23 protein-coding genes and 2 tRNA genes are annotated in these 19,914 nt (G+C 68.7%); 12 read left to right on the top strand and 13 right to left on the bottom strand.

Features of this window, described 5'->3' with window-relative positions; all coding sequences use genetic code 11:
• The first annotated feature begins 42 nt into the window (after window positions 1–42).
• Window positions 43–1,128 (top strand): calcium:cation antiporter, encoded by a 1,086-nt coding sequence (locus tag ABD120_RS23765; RefSeq protein WP_343952220.1) that lies wholly within the window; start codon window positions 43–45, stop codon window positions 1,126–1,128.
• Here ABD120_RS23765 and ABD120_RS23770 read toward each other — a convergent pair whose 3' ends face one another.
• Window positions 1,129–1,614 carry a DinB family protein gene (locus ABD120_RS23770; RefSeq protein WP_343952221.1) on the bottom strand — a complete coding sequence of 162 codons (486 nt, stop codon included), beginning with the start codon at window positions 1,612–1,614 and terminating at the stop codon, window positions 1,129–1,131.
• A 137-nt stretch (window positions 1,615–1,751) separates the two neighbouring features.
• Between ABD120_RS23770 and ABD120_RS23775 the strand changes: the two genes are divergently transcribed.
• Both ABD120_RS23775 and ABD120_RS23780 read left to right on the top strand, forming a co-directional pair.
• Window positions 1,752–2,765: a lysozyme gene (locus ABD120_RS23775; RefSeq protein WP_343952222.1), complete on the top strand. Its 1,014-nt coding sequence runs from the start codon at window positions 1,752–1,754 to the stop codon at window positions 2,763–2,765.
• 38 nt (window positions 2,766–2,803) lie between these two features.
• Window positions 2,804–3,346, top strand: coding sequence for a C40 family peptidase (locus tag ABD120_RS23780; RefSeq protein ID WP_343952223.1), 543 nt, complete (start codon window positions 2,804–2,806; stop codon window positions 3,344–3,346).
• 24 nt (window positions 3,347–3,370) lie between these two features.
• On the opposite strand, the gene ABD120_RS23785 is transcribed toward ABD120_RS23780, so the two are convergent.
• Window positions 3,371–3,589, bottom strand: coding sequence for a hypothetical protein (locus ABD120_RS23785; protein WP_343952224.1), 219 nt, complete (start codon window positions 3,587–3,589; stop codon window positions 3,371–3,373).
• 45 nt (window positions 3,590–3,634) lie between these two features.
• Here ABD120_RS23785 and ABD120_RS23790 point away from each other — a divergent pair.
• Window positions 3,635–3,707 (top strand) — tRNA-Thr (locus tag ABD120_RS23790).
• A 59-nt stretch (window positions 3,708–3,766) separates the two neighbouring features.
• Here ABD120_RS23790 and ABD120_RS23795 read toward each other — a convergent pair.
• The 3 genes from ABD120_RS23795 to ABD120_RS23805 are packed head-to-tail and all read right to left on the bottom strand — an operon-like array spanning window position 3,767 to window position 6,869.
• A complete protein-coding gene (locus ABD120_RS23795; RefSeq protein ID WP_343952225.1) occupies window positions 3,767–4,519 on the bottom strand; it encodes an ABC transporter permease subunit in 753 nt (250 codons plus the stop codon).
• Complete coding sequence (locus ABD120_RS23800) at window positions 4,516–5,403, bottom strand: ABC transporter ATP-binding protein (protein WP_343952226.1); 888 nt, start codon at window positions 5,401–5,403, stop codon at window positions 4,516–4,518. The genes ABD120_RS23795 and ABD120_RS23800 overlap by 4 nt, the downstream gene beginning before the upstream one ends.
• Window positions 5,400–6,869, bottom strand: a complete 1,470-nt coding sequence (locus tag ABD120_RS23805) for an alpha/beta fold hydrolase (protein ID WP_343952227.1) — start codon at window positions 6,867–6,869, stop codon at window positions 5,400–5,402. The genes ABD120_RS23800 and ABD120_RS23805 overlap by 4 nt, the downstream gene beginning before the upstream one ends.
• A 150-nt stretch (window positions 6,870–7,019) precedes the next feature.
• On the opposite strand from ABD120_RS23805, the gene ABD120_RS23810 reads away from it, so the two are divergent.
• The 3 genes from ABD120_RS23810 to rpmG all read left to right on the top strand — a co-directional run bounded on the left by ABD120_RS23810 (window position 7,020) and on the right by rpmG (window position 8,584).
• On the top strand, window positions 7,020–8,144 hold the full coding sequence (locus ABD120_RS23810) for a sensor histidine kinase (RefSeq protein ID WP_343952228.1): 1,125 nt from the start codon (window positions 7,020–7,022) through the stop codon (window positions 8,142–8,144).
• 130 nt (window positions 8,145–8,274) lie between these two features.
• Window positions 8,275–8,348: transfer RNA gene (locus ABD120_RS23815), tRNA-Met, on the top strand.
• Between the two features lie 71 nt (window positions 8,349–8,419).
• Complete coding sequence (gene rpmG, locus ABD120_RS23820; protein WP_101786011.1) at window positions 8,420–8,584, top strand: 50S ribosomal protein L33; 165 nt, start codon at window positions 8,420–8,422, stop codon at window positions 8,582–8,584.
• Window positions 8,585–8,721: 137 nt separating this feature from the next.
• Here the strand turns inward: rpmG and ABD120_RS23825 are convergent, their stop codons facing one another.
• The 4 genes from ABD120_RS23825 to ABD120_RS23840 all read right to left on the bottom strand — a co-directional run bounded on the left by ABD120_RS23825 (window position 8,722) and on the right by ABD120_RS23840 (window position 10,983).
• On the bottom strand, window positions 8,722–9,240 hold the full coding sequence (locus ABD120_RS23825) for a hypothetical protein (RefSeq protein ID WP_343952229.1): 519 nt from the start codon (window positions 9,238–9,240) through the stop codon (window positions 8,722–8,724).
• A 27-nt stretch (window positions 9,241–9,267) separates the two neighbouring features.
• A complete protein-coding gene (locus tag ABD120_RS23830) occupies window positions 9,268–9,936 on the bottom strand; it encodes a hypothetical protein (protein WP_343952230.1) in 669 nt (222 codons plus the stop codon).
• A 169-nt stretch (window positions 9,937–10,105) separates the two neighbouring features.
• Window positions 10,106–10,534, bottom strand: coding sequence for a MaoC family dehydratase (locus ABD120_RS23835; RefSeq protein ID WP_343952231.1), 429 nt, complete (start codon window positions 10,532–10,534; stop codon window positions 10,106–10,108).
• Window positions 10,534–10,983 carry a MaoC family dehydratase N-terminal domain-containing protein gene (locus tag ABD120_RS23840; protein ID WP_343952232.1) on the bottom strand — a complete coding sequence of 150 codons (450 nt, stop codon included), beginning with the start codon at window positions 10,981–10,983 and terminating at the stop codon, window positions 10,534–10,536. The genes ABD120_RS23835 and ABD120_RS23840 overlap by 1 nt, the downstream gene beginning before the upstream one ends.
• A 500-nt stretch (window positions 10,984–11,483) precedes the next feature.
• Here ABD120_RS23840 and ABD120_RS23845 point away from each other — a divergent pair, with 500 nt between their 5' ends.
• From ABD120_RS23845 to ABD120_RS23865, 5 genes are all read left to right on the top strand, one after another.
• Complete coding sequence (locus ABD120_RS23845) at window positions 11,484–13,160, top strand: alpha/beta fold hydrolase (protein ID WP_343952233.1); 1,677 nt, start codon at window positions 11,484–11,486, stop codon at window positions 13,158–13,160.
• On the top strand, window positions 13,100–13,264 hold the full coding sequence (locus ABD120_RS23850) for a hypothetical protein (protein WP_343952234.1): 165 nt from the start codon (window positions 13,100–13,102) through the stop codon (window positions 13,262–13,264). The genes ABD120_RS23845 and ABD120_RS23850 overlap by 61 nt, the downstream gene beginning before the upstream one ends.
• A 63-nt stretch (window positions 13,265–13,327) precedes the next feature.
• The gene (locus tag ABD120_RS23855; RefSeq protein WP_343952235.1) at window positions 13,328–14,359 is read left to right on the top strand and encodes a UDP-N-acetylmuramate dehydrogenase; all 1,032 of its coding nucleotides are present in this window, start codon (window positions 13,328–13,330) and stop codon (window positions 14,357–14,359) included.
• 81 nt (window positions 14,360–14,440) lie between these two features.
• Window positions 14,441–15,127 carry a hypothetical protein gene (locus tag ABD120_RS23860; protein WP_343952236.1) on the top strand — a complete coding sequence of 229 codons (687 nt, stop codon included), beginning with the start codon at window positions 14,441–14,443 and terminating at the stop codon, window positions 15,125–15,127.
• Between the two features lie 231 nt (window positions 15,128–15,358).
• Window positions 15,359–15,928: a TMEM165/GDT1 family protein gene (locus tag ABD120_RS23865; RefSeq protein WP_343952237.1), complete on the top strand. Its 570-nt coding sequence runs from the start codon at window positions 15,359–15,361 to the stop codon at window positions 15,926–15,928.
• A gap of 175 nt (window positions 15,929–16,103) precedes the next feature.
• Here ABD120_RS23865 and ABD120_RS23870 read toward each other — a convergent pair whose 3' ends face one another.
• From ABD120_RS23870 to ABD120_RS23885, 4 genes are all read right to left on the bottom strand, one after another.
• Window positions 16,104–17,147, bottom strand: a complete 1,044-nt coding sequence (locus ABD120_RS23870; protein ID WP_343952238.1) for an ABC transporter ATP-binding protein — start codon at window positions 17,145–17,147, stop codon at window positions 16,104–16,106.
• The gene (locus ABD120_RS23875) at window positions 17,148–17,945 is read right to left on the bottom strand and encodes a carbohydrate ABC transporter permease (protein ID WP_343952239.1); all 798 of its coding nucleotides are present in this window, start codon (window positions 17,943–17,945) and stop codon (window positions 17,148–17,150) included. It lies immediately after the preceding gene.
• A complete protein-coding gene (locus ABD120_RS23880) occupies window positions 17,942–18,796 on the bottom strand; it encodes a carbohydrate ABC transporter permease (protein WP_343952240.1) in 855 nt (284 codons plus the stop codon). Before ABD120_RS23880 ends, ABD120_RS23875 begins: the two co-directional genes overlap by 4 nt.
• Window positions 18,793–19,914: ABC transporter substrate-binding protein (locus tag ABD120_RS23885; protein WP_343952241.1), on the bottom strand; the 1,122-nt coding region annotated here is incomplete at its 5' end. The genes ABD120_RS23880 and ABD120_RS23885, both read right to left, overlap by 4 nt.

The following is a 19,914-nucleotide window of genomic DNA, read 5'->3' on the forward strand; positions in this document are numbered from 1 at the left end:
CGTGGCGGTGGTTCAATCGGACAGTAAGGCATGATCTACTACATGCGCCGATTTCTCGACTGGACCGTGGCCGTTCCCGTTCTGGCTCTGCTCGCTTTGGCGCTGGCCTGGGGGCGACCGCTTCCTTTGATCCCGGCGATTCTGGCGGCGATCGTGCTGGCCGGCGCCGTGCTCGCGGCGGTCCACCACGCCGAGGTGATCGCGCACCGGGTCGGGGAGCCGTTCGGCTCGCTCGTGCTCGCCGTGGCCGTCACCGTGATCGAGGTGGCGCTGATCGTGAGCCTGATGTTGTCGGGCGGCGCCAACACGTCGTCGCTGGCCCGCGACACCGTGTTCGCCGCCGTCATGATCACGTGTAACGGGATCGTCGGAATATCGCTGCTGTTCGCCACGCTGAAACGGCGCGTCGCGGTCTTCAACGCCGAGGGCACCGGCGGCGCGCTCGCGACCGTCGCCACGCTGGCGACGCTCAGCCTCGTGCTGCCGACGTTCACGACGAGCGCGCAGGGCCCGGCCTTCTCCTCCGCCCAGTTGATCTTCGCGGCGGTCGCCTCTCTCGCGTTGTACGGGCTGTTCGTCCTGACCCAGACGGTACGGCACCGCGACTACTTCCTGCCGGTCACCCATGACGGCAAGGCGGTCACCCCCGACGACCACGCGCCCCAGCCGTCGGGGCGTACCGCAATGGTCAGCCTCGGACTGCTGCTCGTCGCGCTGGTGTCGGTGGTGGGACTGGCCAAGGTGGAGTCGCCGTTGATCGAGAAGGCGGTGTCGTCGGCCGGCCTGCCGCAGGCCGTCGTCGGTGTGGTGATCGCGCTGTTGGTGCTGCTGCCCGAGACGATCGCCGCCGTGCGCGCGGCCCGGCGTGATCAGTTCCAGGTCAGCCTCAACCTGTCGCTCGGCTCGGCGATGGCCAGCATCGGCCTGACCATCCCGGCGATCGCGGTGGCCTCGCTCTGGCTGGAGGGGCCGCTGCTGCTGGGGCTCGGCGGCACCCACATGGTCCTGCTCGCGCTGACGGTCGCCGTCTCGACGCTCACCGTGGTGCCGGGCCGCGCCACGCTGCTGCAGAGCGGTGTGCATCTGGTGCTCTTCGCGTCGTTCCTGTTCCTCGCGGTGAGCCCCTGATCAGCCCATCGACCGCCGACCGTCGATGGCCTCCCTGATGATGTCGGCGTGGCCGGAGTGCTGGGAGGTCTCGGCGATGACGTGGAGCAGCACCCGGCGGACCGACCACACCGCGCCGGGCTCGAACCAGGGGGCCTCGGGCAGCGGGTGGGCGGCGTCGAGGTCGAGGGTGGAGGCCAGTTCGGTGGTCCTGGCGGCGACCTCGTCGTACTGGGCGAGCAGGCTCGCGAGGGTCTCGTCGCCGACCATGCGGAAGCCGTTCTCCCAGTCGTCGCCGGGGGCCCACAGGCCCTCGGTGCCCTGGACGGCGAAGCGCACCCAGCCGCGCTCGACGAGCGTGACGTGCTTGATGAGACCGCCCAGGCAGAGCGTGCTCACGGTGGGGGTCAGCGCGGCCTGCTGGTCGTCGAGCCCTTGGACGGTCTGCTTGAGCAGGTCGCGGTGCCGGTCGAGCGCCTGGATGAGGTCGGCGCGTTCACTCGACATGGGTGTCTCCCTTGTTTGAATCGCCTGCGTGCAGATCAGGGATATCAGTCGCCTCCGACAATTGAGGTAACTAACGTTTCCAGATCTATTCCGTTATTGAATGACATGTCAGGCTCGCTGTTCGGGATGATCTGGCCGTGAAGCGGACATTAGCGACAGCCGCCCTGGCGGCACTCGGCCTCGGCGGGGCGCTTGCGGCCCCCGCCCAAGCGGCCAACGGCGTACCCGGCGTCGATGTGAGCAACTGGACGGGCGAGATCGACTGGGCCGCGGTCTCCTCGGGAGGCGCCAAGTTCGCCTTCGTCATGGCCACCGAGGGCACCGGTTTCCGCAGCCCGACCTTCGACGCGCAGTTCGAGGGCGCCGCACAGAACGGGCTGGTGCGCGGCGCGTACCACTTCGCCCAGCCCCACGAGTCTGACGGCGCGCAGCAGGCCGAGCACTTCGTGCAGAACGGCGGCACCTGGCACCGCGACGGCATCACCCTGCCCGGCGTCCTCGACCTGGAGGACAACCCGTACGGAAACCGCAACGGCAAGAACAACTGCTACGACCTGTCCGCCAAGGACATGGTCGCCTGGATCAAGGACTTCACCGCCACCTACAAGAAGCGGACCGGCCGCAACGCGATCGTCTACACCACGACGAGCTGGTGGCGGACCTGCACCGGCGACTCCGCCGCGTTCGGCGCGAACCCGCTGTGGCTCGCCCGCTGGGGCACCGACCCCGGCGAACCGCCGAAGAGCTGGCGCGCCCACACCTTCTGGCAGTCGGCCGACAAGGGCCCGCTGGTGGGCGGCCAGAACTACTTCAACGGCAGCGAGGACCAGCTCAGGGAACTGGCGACGGCCGTCCCCGAGGTGACGTTCTCGGGACGCGCGCACTCGCGGCGCACGTACTCGGTCACGATCAGCAACACCGGGCCGTATCCGGTCACGAACATCAAGGTCAGCGGGCGCGCGTACGGCGGGCACCGCGTGGTCAAGGCGCCCGGCTGCAAGTACAGCGGCACCGCGGTCAAGTGCACGATCGCCCAGCTCGGCATCGGGCGGAAGGTCCGGCTGACCTTCACCACCAATGCCACCGCGCGCGGCAAGGTGGGCGTGCGGTTCGTGGTCGGCGACCAGCCGCTGGACCTGAAGCCCCGGTAGCGCGCGATCGGGTCGCCGATCGATGAGGATATGTCGTAATGAGGGCGATTCTTCGGGTTCCGCTTGCCGCGCTGACACTGCTGTTCCTGGCGGTCGCGTCGGCCCCGCTGGTGGACAGGCCGCCCGTGGGCGACACCGTGAACAGCATCGTGCGACTCGCCTACGCGATCGAACGGCAGGACATCGAGTACTCCTGGGGCGGCGGCCACGCCGAACGCCCCGGGCCGTCCACCGGGACCTGCCTCGGCTACAACGGGAAGATCCGGCCGTGCCCGGCCGAGCGGACCAGGGGGCTGGACTGCTCCGGTCTCACCCGATGGGTGTACGCGCTCGCGTACGGCCGCGACGTGCTCGGGCGCGGCAACACCGACGACCACCTGCGCCGCCTGTTCCGGGTGGACGATCCCCGGCCCGGTGACCTCGTCTATTTCGGGAAAATCACCGAGAAGCTGGTCAAGACCAACCATGTCGGCATCTATCTCGGTCGCGGGCTGATGATGAACGCCCCGGAGACCGGCGCCAGCGTCCGCGTCGACCGGGTCGCGGAGAAGAAGGGTTTCGCCGGGTACTTCAGGTACTGACGGGGAAATTGAGAGTGCTGAGGTCTACGCTGGGCCGCTATGGACAGGCGATTCGTGGGCACGGGCGGGGTCGAGGTGGCTGCCGCCGTACGGGCTGGGCGTCAGGTCCTCAGGGTGCGACGGCACGGGCGGCTCGTGGCCGACTGCGTGAGCGTCGCCGAGGTCGCCCGCCACGTCGATCTGGCCGACCTGTGCGAGGTCGTCCGATTGCCCGTGCAGGGCGGGCCGACGAGTTCGCATCACGGCCTGGCGCCGTGTATGGTTACACCTGTCCGCAGCGCGGACAAGGCCCCTATAGCTCAGTCGGCAGAGCGTCTCCATGGTAAGGAGAAGGTCAACGGTTCGATTCCGTTTGGGGGCTCTTTCTGATAAATGCCCGATCTCACTGAATGCGAGATCGGGCTTCTTTGTTCCATCCGGTCAGGCGTCGCGGTGGTTGATCGCCAGGGTTGCCAGCAGGAGTGAGACCGCGACGTAGCCCACCAGGATGACGGCGGCCGTCGCGGGGCCGAAGGCTCCGGCGTCGGGTACGGCGGCCAGTTGCCTGGCCAGCGACGGAATCGTCAGGGAACTGATCCAGTCGTTCCACGGAGCCGGGAGGAAACGCTCCAGCACGGTCGGGGACAGAGGGAGGACGACCAGCGCGATGAGCGCTCCCGGCGTCGAACGCAGAACCGTGGCCAGGCCCAGCCCCAGCACCCCGGCGACCGCGGAGCCGGCGCCACTGGTCAGCACCTCGGCCAGGGTCGCGTGCTCGGCGAACGTGGCGCCGATCGGGCGCCCGGCCACCACGGCCTGTGCGGTGAAATAGGTGCCGAACGCCAGCACCTGTCCTGCGACAGCGGCCACGGCGGCCACCACGACGGCCTTGGCCAGAAGAAGCGTCCACCGGCTCCGGATCGTGGTCAGCGTGAGCTTGATCATGCCGGTGGCGTACTCGCCGGAGATGGCGAACACGCCCAGCATGCCGAACAGCACAGAGGGAATGTCGGCGCTGAGGCTGAGACCGGTGCCGACGGGATCGCCGCTCGGGCCGTTGGTGTCGAAGTTGCGCGAGATCGAGAAGGCGGCGAAGCCGGTGAGAGCAAGGGCCGAGAGCGTGGCGGCCAGGACGTAGTAGTTGGCTCGGAGCGAGCGTAGCTTGAGCCATTCCGATGCGACGAGGTCGATCATCGGGTGATCTCCATGAAAGCCTCCTCCAGCGAGGTCCGGCGCGACGCCAGCTCGTGAACGGCACAGCCGTTCGCCAGGGCGAGGTCGCCGATGGCGGCTGCGGTCAGGCCGGTCACCAGCATTTCCGCGCCAGTGCCGGTGTCCTGAGCGGGGCGTACGGTCGCGCCGGCCGCTTCGAGTGCGCTGCACAGGCGGGCCGCGTGGGGGGATCGGACCAGTACACCGGACTGGAAGCGGGCCAGCAGCTCTGCCACTGGGGAGTCCTCGATCAGCCGGCCCCGGCCGATGATGATGAGCCGGTCGGCGGTGAGGGACATCTCGGTCATCAGGTGGCTCGACAGCAGGACGGTACGCCCTTCGTCCGCCAGGGATCTGAGCAGTGTTCTGAGCCAGCGGATGCCGTCGGGGTCGAGGCCGTTGGTCGGCTCGTCGAGGATGAGCACGCCCGGGTCGCCGAGCAGCGCCGCCGCGATGCCGAGGCGCTGGCGCATCCCCTGGGAGAACCCGGCGATCCGCTTGCGTGCCGCCCCGGCCAGGCCGACCTCCTCCAGCACCTCCACGACCCTGCGGCGCCCGATCCCGCCCGCGTACGCCAGCGCGTGGAGGTGAGCGAACGCGTTGCGCCCGCCCTGCACCTCGGCGGCGTCGAGCATGGCGCCGACCTCGCGCATGGGGTCGCGCAGGTCGCGTTTGCGGACGCCGTTGATCAACGCCTTGCCCGACGTGGGCGTGTGGAGGCCGAGGATCATGCGCATGGTGGTGGACTTGCCGGCGCCGTTGTGCCCGAGAAAGCCGGTGACCTGTCCGGGTTTGACGTCGAAGGTGAGCCCGGACACCGCGCGGGTGGAGCCGTACGACTTCGTCAGTTCTGTGACCTCGATCATTTCCCCACCTTCTGGATGATCTCGGCCGGGCAGCGCGTGCCGGCCGCGGGCAACTGCCCCGTGGTCAGGTAGGCGCTGACATGCCTTCGCAGACAGGTGTTCCTCGCCCACGACGCGTGGCCGTCGCCGTGCCACAGGACGCGCGCGGACGGGATCTGCTCGGCCACGTGCGCCTGCCCGCGATAGTCGGTGTTGTTGTCGAGCTCCCCGATCGCGAAGAGGATCGGCGGGACGTCGTCATTCACCTGCAGCGGGTGCGGTGCCCAGGACGCGCCCCCGCTGCGGCCCCAGCACCGCCCCAGCTCGAAGCGTCCTTCGAGCCAGCCGAACCTCGGCGCGATCTCACGGAGTCCGGCCTCGATGCCCAGGAACTCCTCGTACGTCGGCAGCTTCGGCATGAAGTCGTTGCACAAGGAGTCTTGGCTCACCGACGTGGCGCCCTCGTCCGGGCGCAGCTCTTCCAGGAAGTCGCCGGCGTCGCCGTCGAGGGCCTTGCGGATGGCGGTGGCGAGCTGGGGCCAAAGTGCCGGATTCATGCCTTTGACCGCGCCGGCGTACAGCTGCCCCTCGTGCACCGTCCGCCCGGCCGACGCCGGCAGCGGCGCGCGGCGCACCCTGGCGGCGAGCTCGTCCCACGCCTTGCCGGCGTCCGTGCCGCGAAGGGCGCAGTCGGTACGGCGGGCACACCAGTCACGGAAGCGGGTGAGATGACGCTCCTGCGTGCGCGCGTAGTTGCGCACCCAGGGCTCGAACTCCTTCTGGGTGTGATCGGCGGTGCCGTCGAAGTACATGCGTCCGACCCGCTGCGGGAACAGCTCCAGATACGCCTGGGCGTACACGGTGCCGTAGGAGTTGCCCGCGTAGACGAGCTTGTCCTGGCCGAGCGCGGCGCGCAGGGCGTCGATGTCGTGCGCCACGTTCCAGGAGGTCATGCCGCGCCAGGCCGCCCCCGCCGTCTGGCGGCAGCTCGCCTGATGGGCCGCGTTCTTGGCGGCGTGGGCGTCCCAGTCCTGCTTCGTCCTGGCCAGGAGCAGCCCGTAGACGGAGGCGTCCGGCTCCGCGCAGCTCACTCTCTTGCCGCCGGCGGGCTCCGACAGGCCGCGTGGATCGATGGCGATGACGTCGAAGCTTCCCCGCAACTCGTCGAGCAGGTTTGGCAGCTCCGCCGGAGCGTCGGGCAGGCTGGTCCGCCTGAGCATCGAGGTGCTGGTGCCGGGCCCTCCGAAATTGACGATCAGCGGCCCGAGGCTCTTGCCCGTCGCGGGCAGTTTGGCCACGCGCACCGAGGTTCTGGGCCCGCTTGGATCGGCCCAGTCCACGGGGACGACCAGCTCGGCGCATCGCAGGCCGTCACCACAGTCCTTCCACACGAGGCCGTGGGCCTGTGCCGAGGCCAGGGCGATACCGCCGAGCGGCACGGCGAGACAGGCCGCCAGGCACAGGGCGATGAGTCTGCGTCGGTTCATGTCGGCAACGATGCTGCAGGCGGTGGGTCCGCACATCGGAGCCGGATCCGATCTTCGGGATCTGACCAGGGTCATACGGCACGGGCGTACGCGGGCGGAGTATGACCCTGGTCCGATTCGCCTCCGGCCGTTCCTCGATAACGTCAGGTTGTGAATCTGCTCGCCCGGCGGCCGCCACCCTGGCTGCTCATCCTGGCCGACACCGTGGTCGCGGTGCTGCTCGCGCTGGTGTCCACAGCGAGTTGGCCGGAGCTGCCCACGAACGCCGTGACGGTTGCGCTCTGCTGGCTGCTCGCGGTGCCCGTGGCGGTGCGGCGGGTGTGGCCGGAGCCCGCCTTCTACGGTGCGCTCCTGATCGGCCTCGCCGTGCTCGCGGTGCAGGCCAACCGGTTGCTGCCGACGGTCGTGGCGGCCCTGGCCGTCTACCCGGTGGCGACCGGCCTGCCGGTGCGGAGATCGGCGATCGCCCTGGTGTCGGGCCTGCTCGTCACTGGAGGCTCGCTACTGGTCTCGATGCCGGACCCGCAGTATTTGAACGGCTGGCCCCACCCCGTCCTCATCCTCGGTACGGCCTGGCTGGTCGTCGGGGCGAGCTGGAGTCTCGGCACGACGGCGCGCACCCGCCGCGAGTTCGCCGCCCGCGAGGCCACGAGACAGGCCGAGCAGGCGCCGGCCGACGAACGCCTGCGGATCGCGCGTGAGCTGCACGACGTCGTCGCCCATTCGATGAGCATGATCACCGTCAAGGCGGGGGTGGCGGCCAAGGTCCTGGACAAGCATCCGGAGGAAGGGCGCGAGGCATTGCGGGCCATCGAGGAGATCGGGCGCGGCTCACTCGTGGAGATGCGCCAGTTTCTCGGCGTGCTGCGCGCACCCGGCAGCACGCCCGACAGCACGCCGGCCCCCGGGCTCGCCGACCTGCCGTCCTTGGCGCACCGGGCGGCGGAGTCCGGCGTGCGGGTCGATCTGTCGGTGGACGGGGTCGTGCCCGACAGCATGGCGTCAGCCGTTTACCGCATCGTTCAGGAAGCGATCACCAACGTCGTCAGGCACGCCGCTCCCGCTCACTGCACGGCCAGCGTGTCGGTCGTCGATGGGCGGTTGCACATCTCCGTGGTCGACGACGGGCCTGGGCAGCGGGTGCCGCCAGGTGGGTCGGGCGGGCACGGGCTGGTGGGGATGCGCGAACGGACCCTGCTGTACGGCGGCACCTTCGAGGCCGGCCCGCTTCCGGGAACGGGATTCGGCGTGCACGCGTCATGGGAGATCCCCTGACGGTTTCCGGTTTCCCTGTGCTGGCTCTTCTGCGGCATACTGGGGGGCAGCTCACCCGATCGGGCCAAGTACGTATGTGCTCGCCGCGTCGGGTATCCTCAACGGGTCCGGGTTGTTTCGCCCGGCTCCAGGCGGAGTAGCTCAGTCAGGCAGAGCAAACGGCTCATAATCGTTGTGTCGCCGGTTCAAGTCCGGCCTCCGCTACGGCCCCTCCCCAGGTCGATCGATCTGGGTACGGGTATGTCCATGTCCCGAACGTAGAAAGGCACTCCCACGTGGCTGCCACCGACGTTAGGCCGAAGATCACGCTGGCCTGCCAGGAGTGCAAGCACCGCAACTACATCACGCGGAAGAACCGGCGCAACGACCCGGATCGGCTTGAGCTGAAGAAGTACTGCCCCAACTGCCGCACCCACCGTGCGCACCGCGAGACCCGCTAAGCGTTCTAGACCGCTGGGCCGTGTTCGGCCCACGTGTCCGCCGCGAGCGTACGCGGCCCGGATCTCCAGGGCGGCACTCCTGCCAACCACCTAACCGGCACTCCTCGATGGGTGCCGGTTAGTCGTATTTCACCGGCTCAGTTGACCGTCGGCGGTGAGCCGTCCTGCGCGAACGTGACGGTGACGGTGGAGTCGGCGAGGTTGAGGATGGTCTGGTAGAGGTCCACCCCCTGGTACTGGCCGTTGGGCGCGCCGCCGATGATCTCGACCAGTGCCGCGTGGACGTGTGACGGGATACCGTCGAAGGACATGATCGTCCCCAGGAGGTCGCCCCTGCTGATCTGGGAGCCGACGGCGATCTCGGACGGCACGTTCGTGATGTGCGTGTAGAAGCCGCCCATCATGTCGTTGGGGGCCCGCATGAACAACTGCGCGCCGTACACCTTGCCGCTGTCGGCGCTCGGGTCGTGCGGGCTGTACTTGGTGACGTGGGCGTCGAAGGCGGCGTGCACTTCCACGCCTTCGCCGGCACCGAGGTCCATCCCGAACTGGATGTACCAGTCCGGGGGCTGATGGCCGCCCTGGTTGGGGCCGCCCAGCCCGCCGCTGAGGCCGGATGGCACGGGGCTGGCCAGCTCCATGTCGAACGCGGTCATGATCGACTCCTTCCCCCGTGAGACGGTTCAGCCGCCTGCCGTGGTCAGCAGCGCCGACCGGTCGAGCCCTTGGTTCACCACCTGGGCCGCGTTGTGGAAGCACTGCTGGTCGAGGTTGTTGCGGGTGACGATGGTGCCGATCTCCGGGTTGAACCGGCATTCGCCGGCGGCTGCGTCGAAGTCGCCCGCTGCCGCCAGCGCCTGGAACCTCGGGAACTGGAACGCTGGCCCCATCCCCCACGCCATGCTGAGCAGGCCGAGTTGGGCGTCCGCCGGCCAGTTGTCGAAGTCCGCGAACTCCGAACGGTTCTTGAGGAACGCCTCGAACTGGTCGAGCTTCTTGCCGACGAACCGGTCGATCTCATCGTCGGAGATACGCAGGGTGGTGAGGCCGCGGAAGACGCCGCCGCCCCGCGGAGCCAGGTCCATCCGGCTTTTCACCAGGTCCCACTCGGCGGCGACCTGGTCGCTGCTCGCCTCACTGCCGTCGGCGTTCAGCCAGTCCAGTTCGCCGGCCATGGCCAGGGATCTGGCCCGTTCGTCGGGCGTCGGCGGAGTGAGCGGTTTCGCGGTCGCGTCGATCAGGTTCCCGACACCGGTGCTCACGAATCCCTTGGTGTCGAGATACATGTTGTGCTCACGTGATTCGAGCGGCTCGTTGAACGGTTCCCAGTTGGAACGCACACTGTCCCACATGTCGGCTCTTCCTCTCGGTCGTGGTGAGACCACGCCGGAACACCTGTGGTGGAGCACCCCTGGGATTCACGGCCCAACTTAGGCGGGCGATTCCGACACTTCAAGAACGTCCGGTGTTCGTTGCCCCCGGTTTGACCTCGGGGGTGGGATTTTGGCGAAGACCGGGCCGCTATGTGAGCTGGACCACTGCGCGGGCCTTGGACAGCACGGTCATGTCCGCGCAGGTCGCGACGAGCCCGACCACCACCCGCTTGTCGGGCAGTTTCTCCTCGACGACGCCGCTGACGGTGATCGTGGCGCCCTGGTCGTCGTCGGGGACGATCACCATGGACGAGAACCGCACCCCGTAGTCGACGACGGCACCCGGATCGCCGGCCCAGTCGGTGACGTACCGTCCGGCCTGGGCCATCGTGAACATCCCGTGCGCGATCACGTCGGGCAGGCCGACGGTCTTGGCGAAGCGCTCGTTCCAGTGGATCGGGTTGAAGTCGCCGGACGCGCCCGCGTACATCACCAGGTTCACCCGCCGCACGGGGTAGCCGACGGCGGGGAGTTCCTGGCCGACCTCGACGTCGTCGTACCTGACGGTCGCCGTCATCAGCCCGCCCCTCCGCGCTCGACGATCGTGTTGTACGTGGTGCACACCGGCTCTCCGGCCAGGGTGGTGATCTCGCTGCGCAGGGTCAGCAGCTCGTTGCGTCCGGCGCTGTGGATGTCGGTGATGGTCGAGCGGGTGACGAGTTCGTCGCCGGCGTAGATGGGGCGGGCGTACTCGAACCGCTGCTCGCCGTGGACGACCATGGCGAGGTTCAGCCCGAGGTCGGGGTCGGCGAGCGCCTCGCCGCCGCTTTGGAGGCTGAACACGATGGGGAAGGTGGGCGGCGCGACGACGTCGGGATGCCCGGCCGCCTGCGCCGCCGACTTGTCACGATAAATCGGGTTGTTGTCGCCGATCGCCGCTGCGAACTCGCGGATCTTCACCCGACTGACCTCGTACGGCTGCGCGGCGGCGTACGTCCGCCCAACGAAGTCACGGTTCAAGGCCATCAGCGCCCTTTCGCGTGTGCCATCTGCGTGTGCCATCTGATCGTCCTTTTCCGACCGTAACAGAACAAGGTTCCGTTGTCCTGCCTTCTCTGTGTGCAGCATCACGCCACCCATCCGTTACGGCCAGCCCCCTTCCCGCCGCCCACCGCGCCCCTTCCCGGCCTCCCCGAGCGGCACCCCTCTGACCCCTCCCCGCCGTGACGCCGCCCGGTCACCCCCGCCATGCCCCACCACCCCGCCGCACCCCGGCGCCATGCCCACCGCACACCACCCCGCCGCCCGGCGCCGGGCCCTGCCGGGCCGGTCTCTGCGTGGCTCTGCCTGGGCCGGTTCCCTCAGTGGTGCTGGCTGGGTGAACCCCCGGCCTCTGGCTCTGTGGAGCCAGTCGTGGGTGCGACCTGGGGTGGATGGGTGGCTGATGGTCCGTGTCGGTGGCCATATGGCCGGATCACTCCCCGAGGAGGAGGATTTCGTCCTCTTCGGTTGTGACGCTGGTGCCTATGAAGATCATGCCCCTGGCGGCGGCGGTCCTGCTGACCGCCACCACCGTCACGACGCCCGCGCAGGCGGACCCCGTGCCCGACCTGCACCCGTGCGCCACCGCCACCAAACGCTGCGATGGGAAGCTGTCGGTCCCCCTCAACTGGGACGATCCCAACTCGGAGCGCATCGAGGTCGCCTTCGCCTGGCTTCCCGCCAAGAAGGCCGAACGCACGATCTTCGCCCATCTCGGTGGGCCCACCCAGTCCCTGGAGTCCCTTCCGGGGGTGGAGCAGGTGCTCGGCCCGTTGCTCGAACGGTCGAACCTGCTGGTCATGGACATCCGGGGCTTCGGTAAATCCACCATCCTGAACTGCGATTACCTGAAGATGGGAGACCTGGAGTCCATCAAGAGGTGCGCGGCCGAACTGGGCCCGCGCGCCGCACACTTCAGCAGCTCTCAGACAGCGGACGACCTCAACGCGATTCGCACCGCACTCGGTATCGACAAGTTGCACCTTTTCGGCAACTCCTACGGGACCTTCATCGGCCAGACGTTCGCCGCCCGCCATCCGAAGACGGTCTCCGCCATGCTCCTCGACAGCATGGGAGTGATCGGCAAGGGCGGTTACTTCTACCATCAGCACCGGCCCAGGCTGAAGAACCTGGAGGTGGTCTGCGACCGGTCGCGCGCGTGCCGTGACCTGCCGTCCACTCCGGTGGCCACGTGGACACGCACGCTCGACCGGCTGCGGGCCAAGCCGGACCCAGAACTGCCGGTCAAGGTGTTCGCGCACGTCGGGCTGCAGGCCAGCCACTCGGTCGTCGCCAAGGAGGTCAACGCCGCCGCCACCGCCTATCTGGCGGGAGATCTGGCCCCGCTGCGCCGCTTGGGCAAGGAAGTGGGGTCGCCGGACTGGAAACCGGAAGAAGACCTCCCCGACAGGACTGCGGAGCTCGCCTACAACTGCGCGGACGTTGAGATGCCGTTCGACAGGTCCGCCCCGGTCGAGGAGAGAAAGCGACAGTTCGCCCGCTATCACGCGAAAGAGCGGCCGAGCCAGCCGTACGAGAGAAGCGAATACCCGTTCGTCGGACGGGAGGAGGCGTGCGTGTACTGGCCGCAGGCGGCGAACCGCCCGCCCGCGCCGCCGGAACTGCCGCATCCCGACGTCCCGGTGATGTCGATCAACGGAGAGTTCGACTTCCACGCCCCGGACGTGGTGAGGGCGGCGATCAAGCGGTATCCGCGCGGCACCTTCCGTCCGGTCCCGGCCGCCTGGCACGCCATGGGATTCACCCCGGAGCCGACCGGATCCTGCGTCCGGGCGGCGATGCAGAAGTTCTTGAGCAAGCCCACGCATCCCGCACCCGAGGCGCGGTGCACCGCCGAGACGTACAAGGCGATCGGCGCCTACCCCCGCGCGCTGAGAGACATCACGCCCGCCCGCGCGAGCGGCCTGACCGGCAGGGAACGCACGCTGGTGGCGGCGGCCCTGGCCACCGCAGAGGACGCGGTCGCCCGCCGCAACCCGCACGCCCATTTCGGCCACCAGTCGCTGAAGGACTCGACCGGCCTGCGCGGCGGCACGATGACCTTCGGGAAGGACACCATCGAGCTGGACCGCTTCGCCACGTGGACGGTGTCCCGGTCCAGGGCACGATCCGCGTCGGAGCGAAGGCCGAGGCCGATCTGAAGATCGCGGGCCACACGGTGAAGCTGTCGTGGACGCCGTTCACCCCGACCACCACCCCGGCCGCGACCGGCACCTTCGACTCCCGCCCGTTCACCACCCGCTGAACGTCCGACCGGATACCGGGCGTGCTGCGACAGCACGGCGGGGGCCTCATAAGCTTGGGCCTCATGGAGACGCTGGCGCCGTACACCACTCTGGGCCTGGGCGGGGCCGCTCGCGAGTTCGCCGAGGCCGACACCTGTGAGCACCTGGTGTCCCTCGTCGCCGAGGCCGACCGGGCGGGACGGCCCGTGCTGGTTCTCGGCGGCGGCAGCAACCTGGTCGTCGGTGACGCCGGGTTCGACGGCCTGGTCGTGCGGGTGGCGTCGGACGGGGTCCGGGTCAAGCGCGACGGCGACCAGATGCTCGTCACCGTGGACGCCGGCGAGGACTGGGATCCCCTGGTCGAGCGGTCCGTGGCCGAGGGCTGGGCGGGGATCGAGTGCCTGTCGGGCATCCCGGGCCTGGTGGGCTCGACGCCGATCCAGAACGTGGGAGCGTACGGGCAGGAGGTGGCGCAGACCGTCCGGTCGGTGCGCGCCTATGACCGGCGGACGCGGCAGGTGGTCGACCTGGGGGCTCGGGAGTGTGGTTTCTCCTACCGCGACAGCGCGTTCAAGCGGGATCCCGGTCGGCACGTGGTGCTCGCCGTCACCTATGCGCTGGATGTGTCGGGGATGTCGGGTGCGGTGGCCTACAAGGAGCTCGCCGCCCGCCTCGGCGCCGAGATGGGGGACAGGGTGCCCCTCGCCGCCGCCCGTGAGGCCGTGCTGGCGCTGCGGCGGGGCAAGGGGATGGTCCTCGACCCGGACGACCCCGACACCCGCAGCGCCGGATCGTTCTTCACCAACCCGATCCTGGGCGCAGAAGAGGCCGCCGAACTCGATCGGCGGGCGCCCGGCCACCCCCGGTGGGGTATGCCGGACGGGCGGGTCAAGGTCCCGGCCGCGTGGCTGATCGAGCAGGCCGGGTTCCCGAAGGGCTACCGGCGCGGCCCGGCGCGCATCTCCACCAAGCACACCCTGGCGCTGACCAACCCCGACCGTGCCGCCACCACCGAAGAGCTGCTGGCACTGGCCCGTGAGGTCCGCGATGGCGTGGCGGAGAAGTTCTCGGTCACCCTGACCAACGAACCCGTCCTGGTCAACTGCGCCCTCTGACAGCGGAGGTAGGTGAGCGCATCTGCCCTGGTTTCGGGGGTTTCAAAAAATCGGCGCCCGCCCACTGACATGATCGGTGCTGTGTCCGATCTCTATCGAATCTCCATCGACGGTAAGACAGGGTCCACGGTGCGCGGCCGGGTCCACATCATCCACCCCGACGCCGAAGAGGTCCCCGAAGGGGAGGACTTCGCGCTTCGGATGATTCTGGAGGTGTGGGATCGAGCCCGGAAGGGCCACTTCTTCGTCGGCAACGCGTACGGTGACGACCACATGCACCTCGATCTCGCCCAGGCTCAGGCCCTCGCCGAAGGGGCGGAGTTTCGGGAGGAGTTCGAGAGGCTCCAGGTCTTGGACGAAGGCCTGCATGTCGTCCTCACCGAGGAGGAGAACGCCGCCGCCGGCCTCGGGGACGACGCTGTGGTGGCGCTGGGGGAGAAGTACGGAATCGCGCCGCTCAGGGCCTGGGGAAGCCAAGAAGGGAGACACTACATCCAGGGCCGGCGCGACGGCCGGGCCTTCTACTCGGAGGCGTGCCGCATCGTGACCGACTACGAGGTCGGCGAGATGTGTGGTTGGCCGCCGCACTGGGAGTTGTCGGAGGAGGAGTACAAGCGGCGATTCGGCCGGCGGGGGCCGAAGCTTGCGGATCTGCCGTACGCCGAGTTCACGTTCACCGTGAAGGACGCCCGCTACGTGGAGCACCTGGAGGGCGGCATCCACTTCGCGTCCGCCATCTTCGGGGAGTGGCCCTGGTTCGAGGACTGACGGTTGCACTCGATGGACATTTGGGGCGCTTCGCATACGGCTGGTAAGCTGCCGGTGACATCCGAGGGGGAGTAGTCCTAATCGCGTGATCGACACACTGGCGCTTCAAGCGCCCGGTCGCGCGGGCCTCTGACAGAGGCGGACGAGACCTTCGGCCTGGCAGCCATGCCGGGCCGAAGAGTCGTGCCCCACCGCAGGCGCTCCGGTCCGGTTCGTGTGGAATGAGGACCGTTGGAAGCGTTCTGGGTAAGTCTGGTGGCCATCTTCGTAGCCGAGCTGGGCGACAAGAGCCAGCTCATGGCCATGACCTTCGCCACCCGGTTCAAGGCCTGGCCGGTCATCGCCGGCATCACCATCGCCACCACCGTCGTCCACCTCGGCAGCGTCGCGATCGGCGGGCTCATCGGCGATGCGCTGCCCACCACCGCGATCTCCATCGTGGCCGGCATCGCCTTCCTCGGCTTCGCCCTGTGGACGCTGCGGGGCGACGAACTGAGCGAGGAGGAGTCGCAGAAGGCCAGCCGTACCACCAGGAACGCCCTCGTCGCGGTGACGATCGCGTTCTTCCTGAGCGAGCTGGGCGACAAGACCATGCTGGCCACGATCACCCTGGCCACGCAGTACGGCTGGCTCGGCACCTGGATCGGTTCCACGGTCGGCATGGTCGCCGCCGACGCGCTGGCGATCGTGGTCGGCCGCATGCTGGGCAAGCACCTGCCGGAGAAGACCATCAGGTACGGCGCCGCCGCCGCCTTCGCGATCTTCGGTGTGGTGATGCTGGTGACCGCCTTCACCTCCTGACCGGGACGCTGCTGCCCTGGGCGGCCCGCGACGGGGCGCTCATGGGGACTGCTCTGGCCGATGTCGGCCCGCCCGACCTGGACGCCGGCGGCCTACGGGCTGCCCCCAGGCCGCTGGCGTCTGTGGCCAGCCACCGGCTACCTCACCTACTGACGGCGCGACCCGGGCTGGTGCGTCAGGGGAGGCGCCGGCCGGTCTCCCTGTCGAACCAGCTGGCGGCCGTGAGGTCCAGGTCGACGCGGACCTCGGTGCCGGGGGCGAAGACGACGTCGCCGGGCATGCGGGCGTAATGGAGGTCCTTGGCGCCGGACAGGGTGAAGGCGACCACCGTTTCCGCGCCGAGTTGCTCCACCACCGCGACCGTGCCGCGCGGTCCGCCCTCCGCGTCGGTCAGCCGTACCTTCTCGGCGCGGACCCCCAGCAGGCGGCCGTCGCGGGGGATGAGGTTCATGGGCGGGCTGCCGATGAACGCGGCCACGAACGTGTTGGCCGGGCGGTCGTAGATCTCCTTGGGCGTGCCGTACTGCTGGATGACGCCGTCGTTGAGGACGATGATGCGCGTCCCCATGGTCATGGCCTCGACCTGGTCGTGCGTGACGTACACGAAACTCTTGCGGACCCGCTGGTACAGGGCCGCGATCTCGGCGCGCATCTGGGTGCGGAGCTTGGCGTCCAGGTTGGACAGCGGTTCGTCCAGCAGGTACATCGACGGTTCCCGGACCAGGGCGCGGGCCACGGCGACGCGCTGGCGCTGGCCGCCGGACAGGGTTCTGGGGCGCCGGTCGAGGTGGTCGGTGAGCTCCATCATGGCAGCGACATCCTCCACCCTCCCCGCGATGTCCTGATTTTTCAGGAACCGGTGGCGCATGATGCGGTTCATCACTGGCAGGTGGTGGTACCAGCGGAACCGGGCCATCAACAGGGGGAAGGCGATGTTCGCCCGCACCGTCATGTGCGGATACAGCGCGTACGACTGGAAGACGAAGGCGATCCTGCGGTCCTTGGGCTCCAGGTCGTTGACCCGCACCCCGTCGAACTCCAGCGTGCCCGACGAGACGTCGGTCAGCCCGGCGATCATCCGCAGCATGGTGGACTTGCCGCACCCGGACGGCCCGAGCAGCACCAGGAACTCCTCGTCGGCCACCTCCGCCGTGAAGTCCCTGATCACCGGCGTGTCACCGAAGGACTTGGTGACGGCCTCGAAACGAATCTCCGGCATCTAACCCTTCACCGCTCCCGAGGTCAGCCCGCTCACGATCCTGCGCTGGACCAGCAGGAAGAAGATGATCGCGGGCAACGTGAAGATCAGCGCGGCCGACATCACCGTGCCCAGCGGTGTGACGAACTCGCCGACGTAGGAGGCCAGCCCCTTGGAGGCGGGCCACTTCTCCTTGTCGACCATGAACGTGCTGGCGAACAGGTACTCGTTCCACCCCTCGAAGAAGGTGATCACCGCGGCCGCCGCCACCGACGGCATCACCAGCGGCAGGACGATCTGCGGCAGGATCGCGTAACGAGGGCAGCCGTCCACCCGCGCGGACTCCTCGATCTCGACCGGGATCCGGTCCATCGCGCTCTTCAGGATCCACACCGCGACCGGCATCCCGAACGCGGTGTTCGCCAGCACCAGCCCGGAGAGCTGGTTCAGCAGCCCCAGCGCCAGGAAGATCGCATACAGCGGGACCACGATCAGCGCCTCGGGCAGCATCTGCGTCGCGAACAGCGCGAACCCGAACACCCCCCGCCCCTTGAACCGGAAACGCGACAGCGCGTACGCCGCGAGCACCGCCATCATCAGGCTCAGCAGGGTCGTCCCGAACGCCACGAAGGCGCTGTTGGGCAGCCAGCCCAGCATGGGCCCGAGCCCGGCGACCAGGCCGCCGAGGTTGCCGAGGTCCGGCCACCAGGACGGTACGGCGAAGACGTCCTTCCGGGTCGCCGTGGTGATCATCCAGTACAGCGGGAACGCGGTGACCACCACGAGCACCAGCACCGCCGCCACGCGCAGCACCCTCATGCGTCCTCCCTTCTGTCGAGCAGGAAGTGCGCCACCGTCACCAGCGACGAGATGAGCAGCCCTACGGCCCCGATCGCCGCGGACAGGCCCAGGTCGGAGTTGACGAACGACTCCCGGTAGACCCCGATCACCACCGTCTCGGTGGCGTCCACCGGGCCGCCCTGGGTGAGCAGCCAGATGATGTCGAAGCGCCGTAGCGACCAGATCGTCATCAGCAGCGCCACCACGCGCAGTGTCGGCCGCAGGAACGGGAACACCACGTCGCGGAAGGCGTTCAGCCGGTCGGCGCCGTCCACCCTGGCCGATTCGCGCAGTTCCTCCGGCACCGACTGCAGCGCGGCCAGCGCCACCAGCATGACGAACGGGAACACCTTCCACACCGAGGCGACCGTGACCGACACCAGCGCCCAGTCGGTGTCGGTCAGCCAGCCCTGCCGGGCCGGTCCGAGCAGGCGGTTCAGCACGCCGCTGTCGTTGTTGTAGATCCAGGCGAAGATGAGCGCGACCGCCACGGTGGGGACGGCCCACGGCATCGTGAGGACGGTGCGCGCCGCCGTACGGCCGGGGAAGGAGCGGTTGACCAGGACGGCGGCGAGCGTGCCGAGCAGCAGCGAGGCGGCGACCGTCGCCGCCGTGTAGACCAGCGTGACCAGCAGCGAGCGGAAGAACCCCGGCTCGCCGAAGAGCTTCACGTAGTGCTCGAACCCGATGAACACCCCGCCCATGGGGTTCAGCAACTGCGTGTCGGTCACGCTCAGCCAGAGCCCGGTGAGCAGCGGCGCCGCGGTGAGCAGCGCGAGATAGACCGCCGCACCCCCGATCAGCAGGTACGGCAGACGCCGCGCCGTCATCCCAGCTTCTCCGCCTCCTGCTGGGCCGCTCTCAGCGCGGCGGCCGGATCGGCGTTCTTCACCAGTACCTGCTCGACCTGCTGCATCACGATGCGCCGGATCTGCGGGGTCTTCGTCTCGAACCCGGCGATCACCGCGGTGCGCGAGGTGGGCGCCTGCTCGCGGAAGACCGGCACCCACGGGTTGGCGGTCAGGAAGTCCTGGGGCGGCTGCGCGTCGGTGCCGATCACGCTGGCGCCCAGCGCCGCCGCGGCCGCCTCCTGGGCCTTGGGGGTGAAGAACCAGGTCAGCCAGTCCTTGGCGAGCGCCTTGCGCGGGCTGTTCTTGTTGATCCCGAGCAGGAAGCTGGCCCGGCTCGACCCGCCGCCCGGGAACGGGATCGCCCGCGCGCCCACTTCGACCTGCTTGCCGCCGACCATGGTGAACAGCGCCGAACTGTTGTCGATCATCATGCCGATCTTGCCCTGCTGGAACTTCGACCGGAACGTGGAGGCGTCATCGCCGACCGGCATCGCGCCGCTGTCGTACATCTGCTTGAACGCCTTCAGCGCCTCGACGTTCTGGGGCGCGTCGATGGTGAGTTTCCCGTCCTTCGACCAGCCGCCGCCGTAGCCGTACGGCCAGTTGGAGAAGTCGATCCACCACGGCGCCTCCTCGTTGATCTGGTGCCGTACGGCGAAGCCCGGATTACCGGTCTTCTCCTTGATCGCCTTGGCGGCGGCCAGCAGTGAGGCGAAATCCTGAGGCGGCTGGACGCCGGCCTTGTCAAGCAGTTCCTTGTTCCAGAAAAGCGCGTAGTTGACGTTCTCCCAGGCGTAGGCGAGCTGCTCGCCCTTGAATTTCCCGGCCTCGTTCGTGGAATTGAGGCCGGCCTGGACCGACACCGGCTCCAGCAGTCCCGCCTGGGCGAGTTCGGGGAAGAAGGTGTCGGGGATGATCAGGATGTCGGGCCCGCCACGCGCGCCGAGCTGCGTCTTCAGCGTGCTCTCGTAGTCTTTGCGGGGAATGGCCTGCTGTTTCAGCGTGGCCTTGGGATTGGTCTGCTGGTAGCCGGTGACCGCTTTCCACAGCTGGTCGCCTCGGCCTGGTTCGAGCCATTGGAAGTTGGCGAAGACGAG

This window comes from Nonomuraea longicatena (assembly GCF_039525605.1).
GTDB classification, from domain to species: domain Bacteria; phylum Actinomycetota; class Actinomycetes; order Streptosporangiales; family Streptosporangiaceae; genus Nonomuraea; species Nonomuraea longicatena.

What these genes read in the sequence shown, in the direction of transcription:
- ABD120_RS23880 (WP_343952240.1), bottom strand. Translation starts at nt 18,796, where the DNA reads ATGACGGCGCGGCGTCTGCCGTACCTGCTGATCGGGGGTGCGGCGGTC.
- ABD120_RS23840 (WP_343952232.1), bottom strand. Translation starts at nt 10,983, where the DNA reads ATGGCCTTGAACCGTGACTTCGTTGGGCGGACGTACGCCGCCGCGCAG.
- ABD120_RS23845 (WP_343952233.1), top strand. Translation starts at nt 11,484, where the DNA reads ATGAAGATCATGCCCCTGGCGGCGGCGGTCCTGCTGACCGCCACCACC.
- ABD120_RS23870 (WP_343952238.1), bottom strand. Translation starts at nt 17,147, where the DNA reads ATGCCGGAGATTCGTTTCGAGGCCGTCACCAAGTCCTTCGGTGACACG.
- ABD120_RS23830 (WP_343952230.1), bottom strand. Translation starts at nt 9,936, where the DNA reads ATGTGGGACAGTGTGCGTTCCAACTGGGAACCGTTCAACGAGCCGCTC.
- ABD120_RS23835 (WP_343952231.1), bottom strand. Translation starts at nt 10,534, where the DNA reads ATGACGGCGACCGTCAGGTACGACGACGTCGAGGTCGGCCAGGAACTC.
- ABD120_RS23855 (WP_343952235.1), top strand. Translation starts at nt 13,328, where the DNA reads ATGGAGACGCTGGCGCCGTACACCACTCTGGGCCTGGGCGGGGCCGCT.
- ABD120_RS23795 (WP_343952225.1), bottom strand. Translation starts at nt 4,519, where the DNA reads ATGATCGACCTCGTCGCATCGGAATGGCTCAAGCTACGCTCGCTCCGA.
- ABD120_RS23825 (WP_343952229.1), bottom strand. Translation starts at nt 9,240, where the DNA reads ATGACCGCGTTCGACATGGAGCTGGCCAGCCCCGTGCCATCCGGCCTC.
- ABD120_RS23875 (WP_343952239.1), bottom strand. Translation starts at nt 17,945, where the DNA reads ATGAGGGTGCTGCGCGTGGCGGCGGTGCTGGTGCTCGTGGTGGTCACC.
- ABD120_RS23805 (WP_343952227.1), bottom strand. Translation starts at nt 6,869, where the DNA reads ATGAACCGACGCAGACTCATCGCCCTGTGCCTGGCGGCCTGTCTCGCC.
- ABD120_RS23800 (WP_343952226.1), bottom strand. Translation starts at nt 5,403, where the DNA reads ATGATCGAGGTCACAGAACTGACGAAGTCGTACGGCTCCACCCGCGCG.
- ABD120_RS23780 (WP_343952223.1), top strand. Translation starts at nt 2,804, where the DNA reads ATGAGGGCGATTCTTCGGGTTCCGCTTGCCGCGCTGACACTGCTGTTC.
- ABD120_RS23765 (WP_343952220.1), top strand. Translation starts at nt 43, where the DNA reads ATGCGCCGATTTCTCGACTGGACCGTGGCCGTTCCCGTTCTGGCTCTG.
- ABD120_RS23770 (WP_343952221.1), bottom strand. Translation starts at nt 1,614, where the DNA reads ATGTCGAGTGAACGCGCCGACCTCATCCAGGCGCTCGACCGGCACCGC.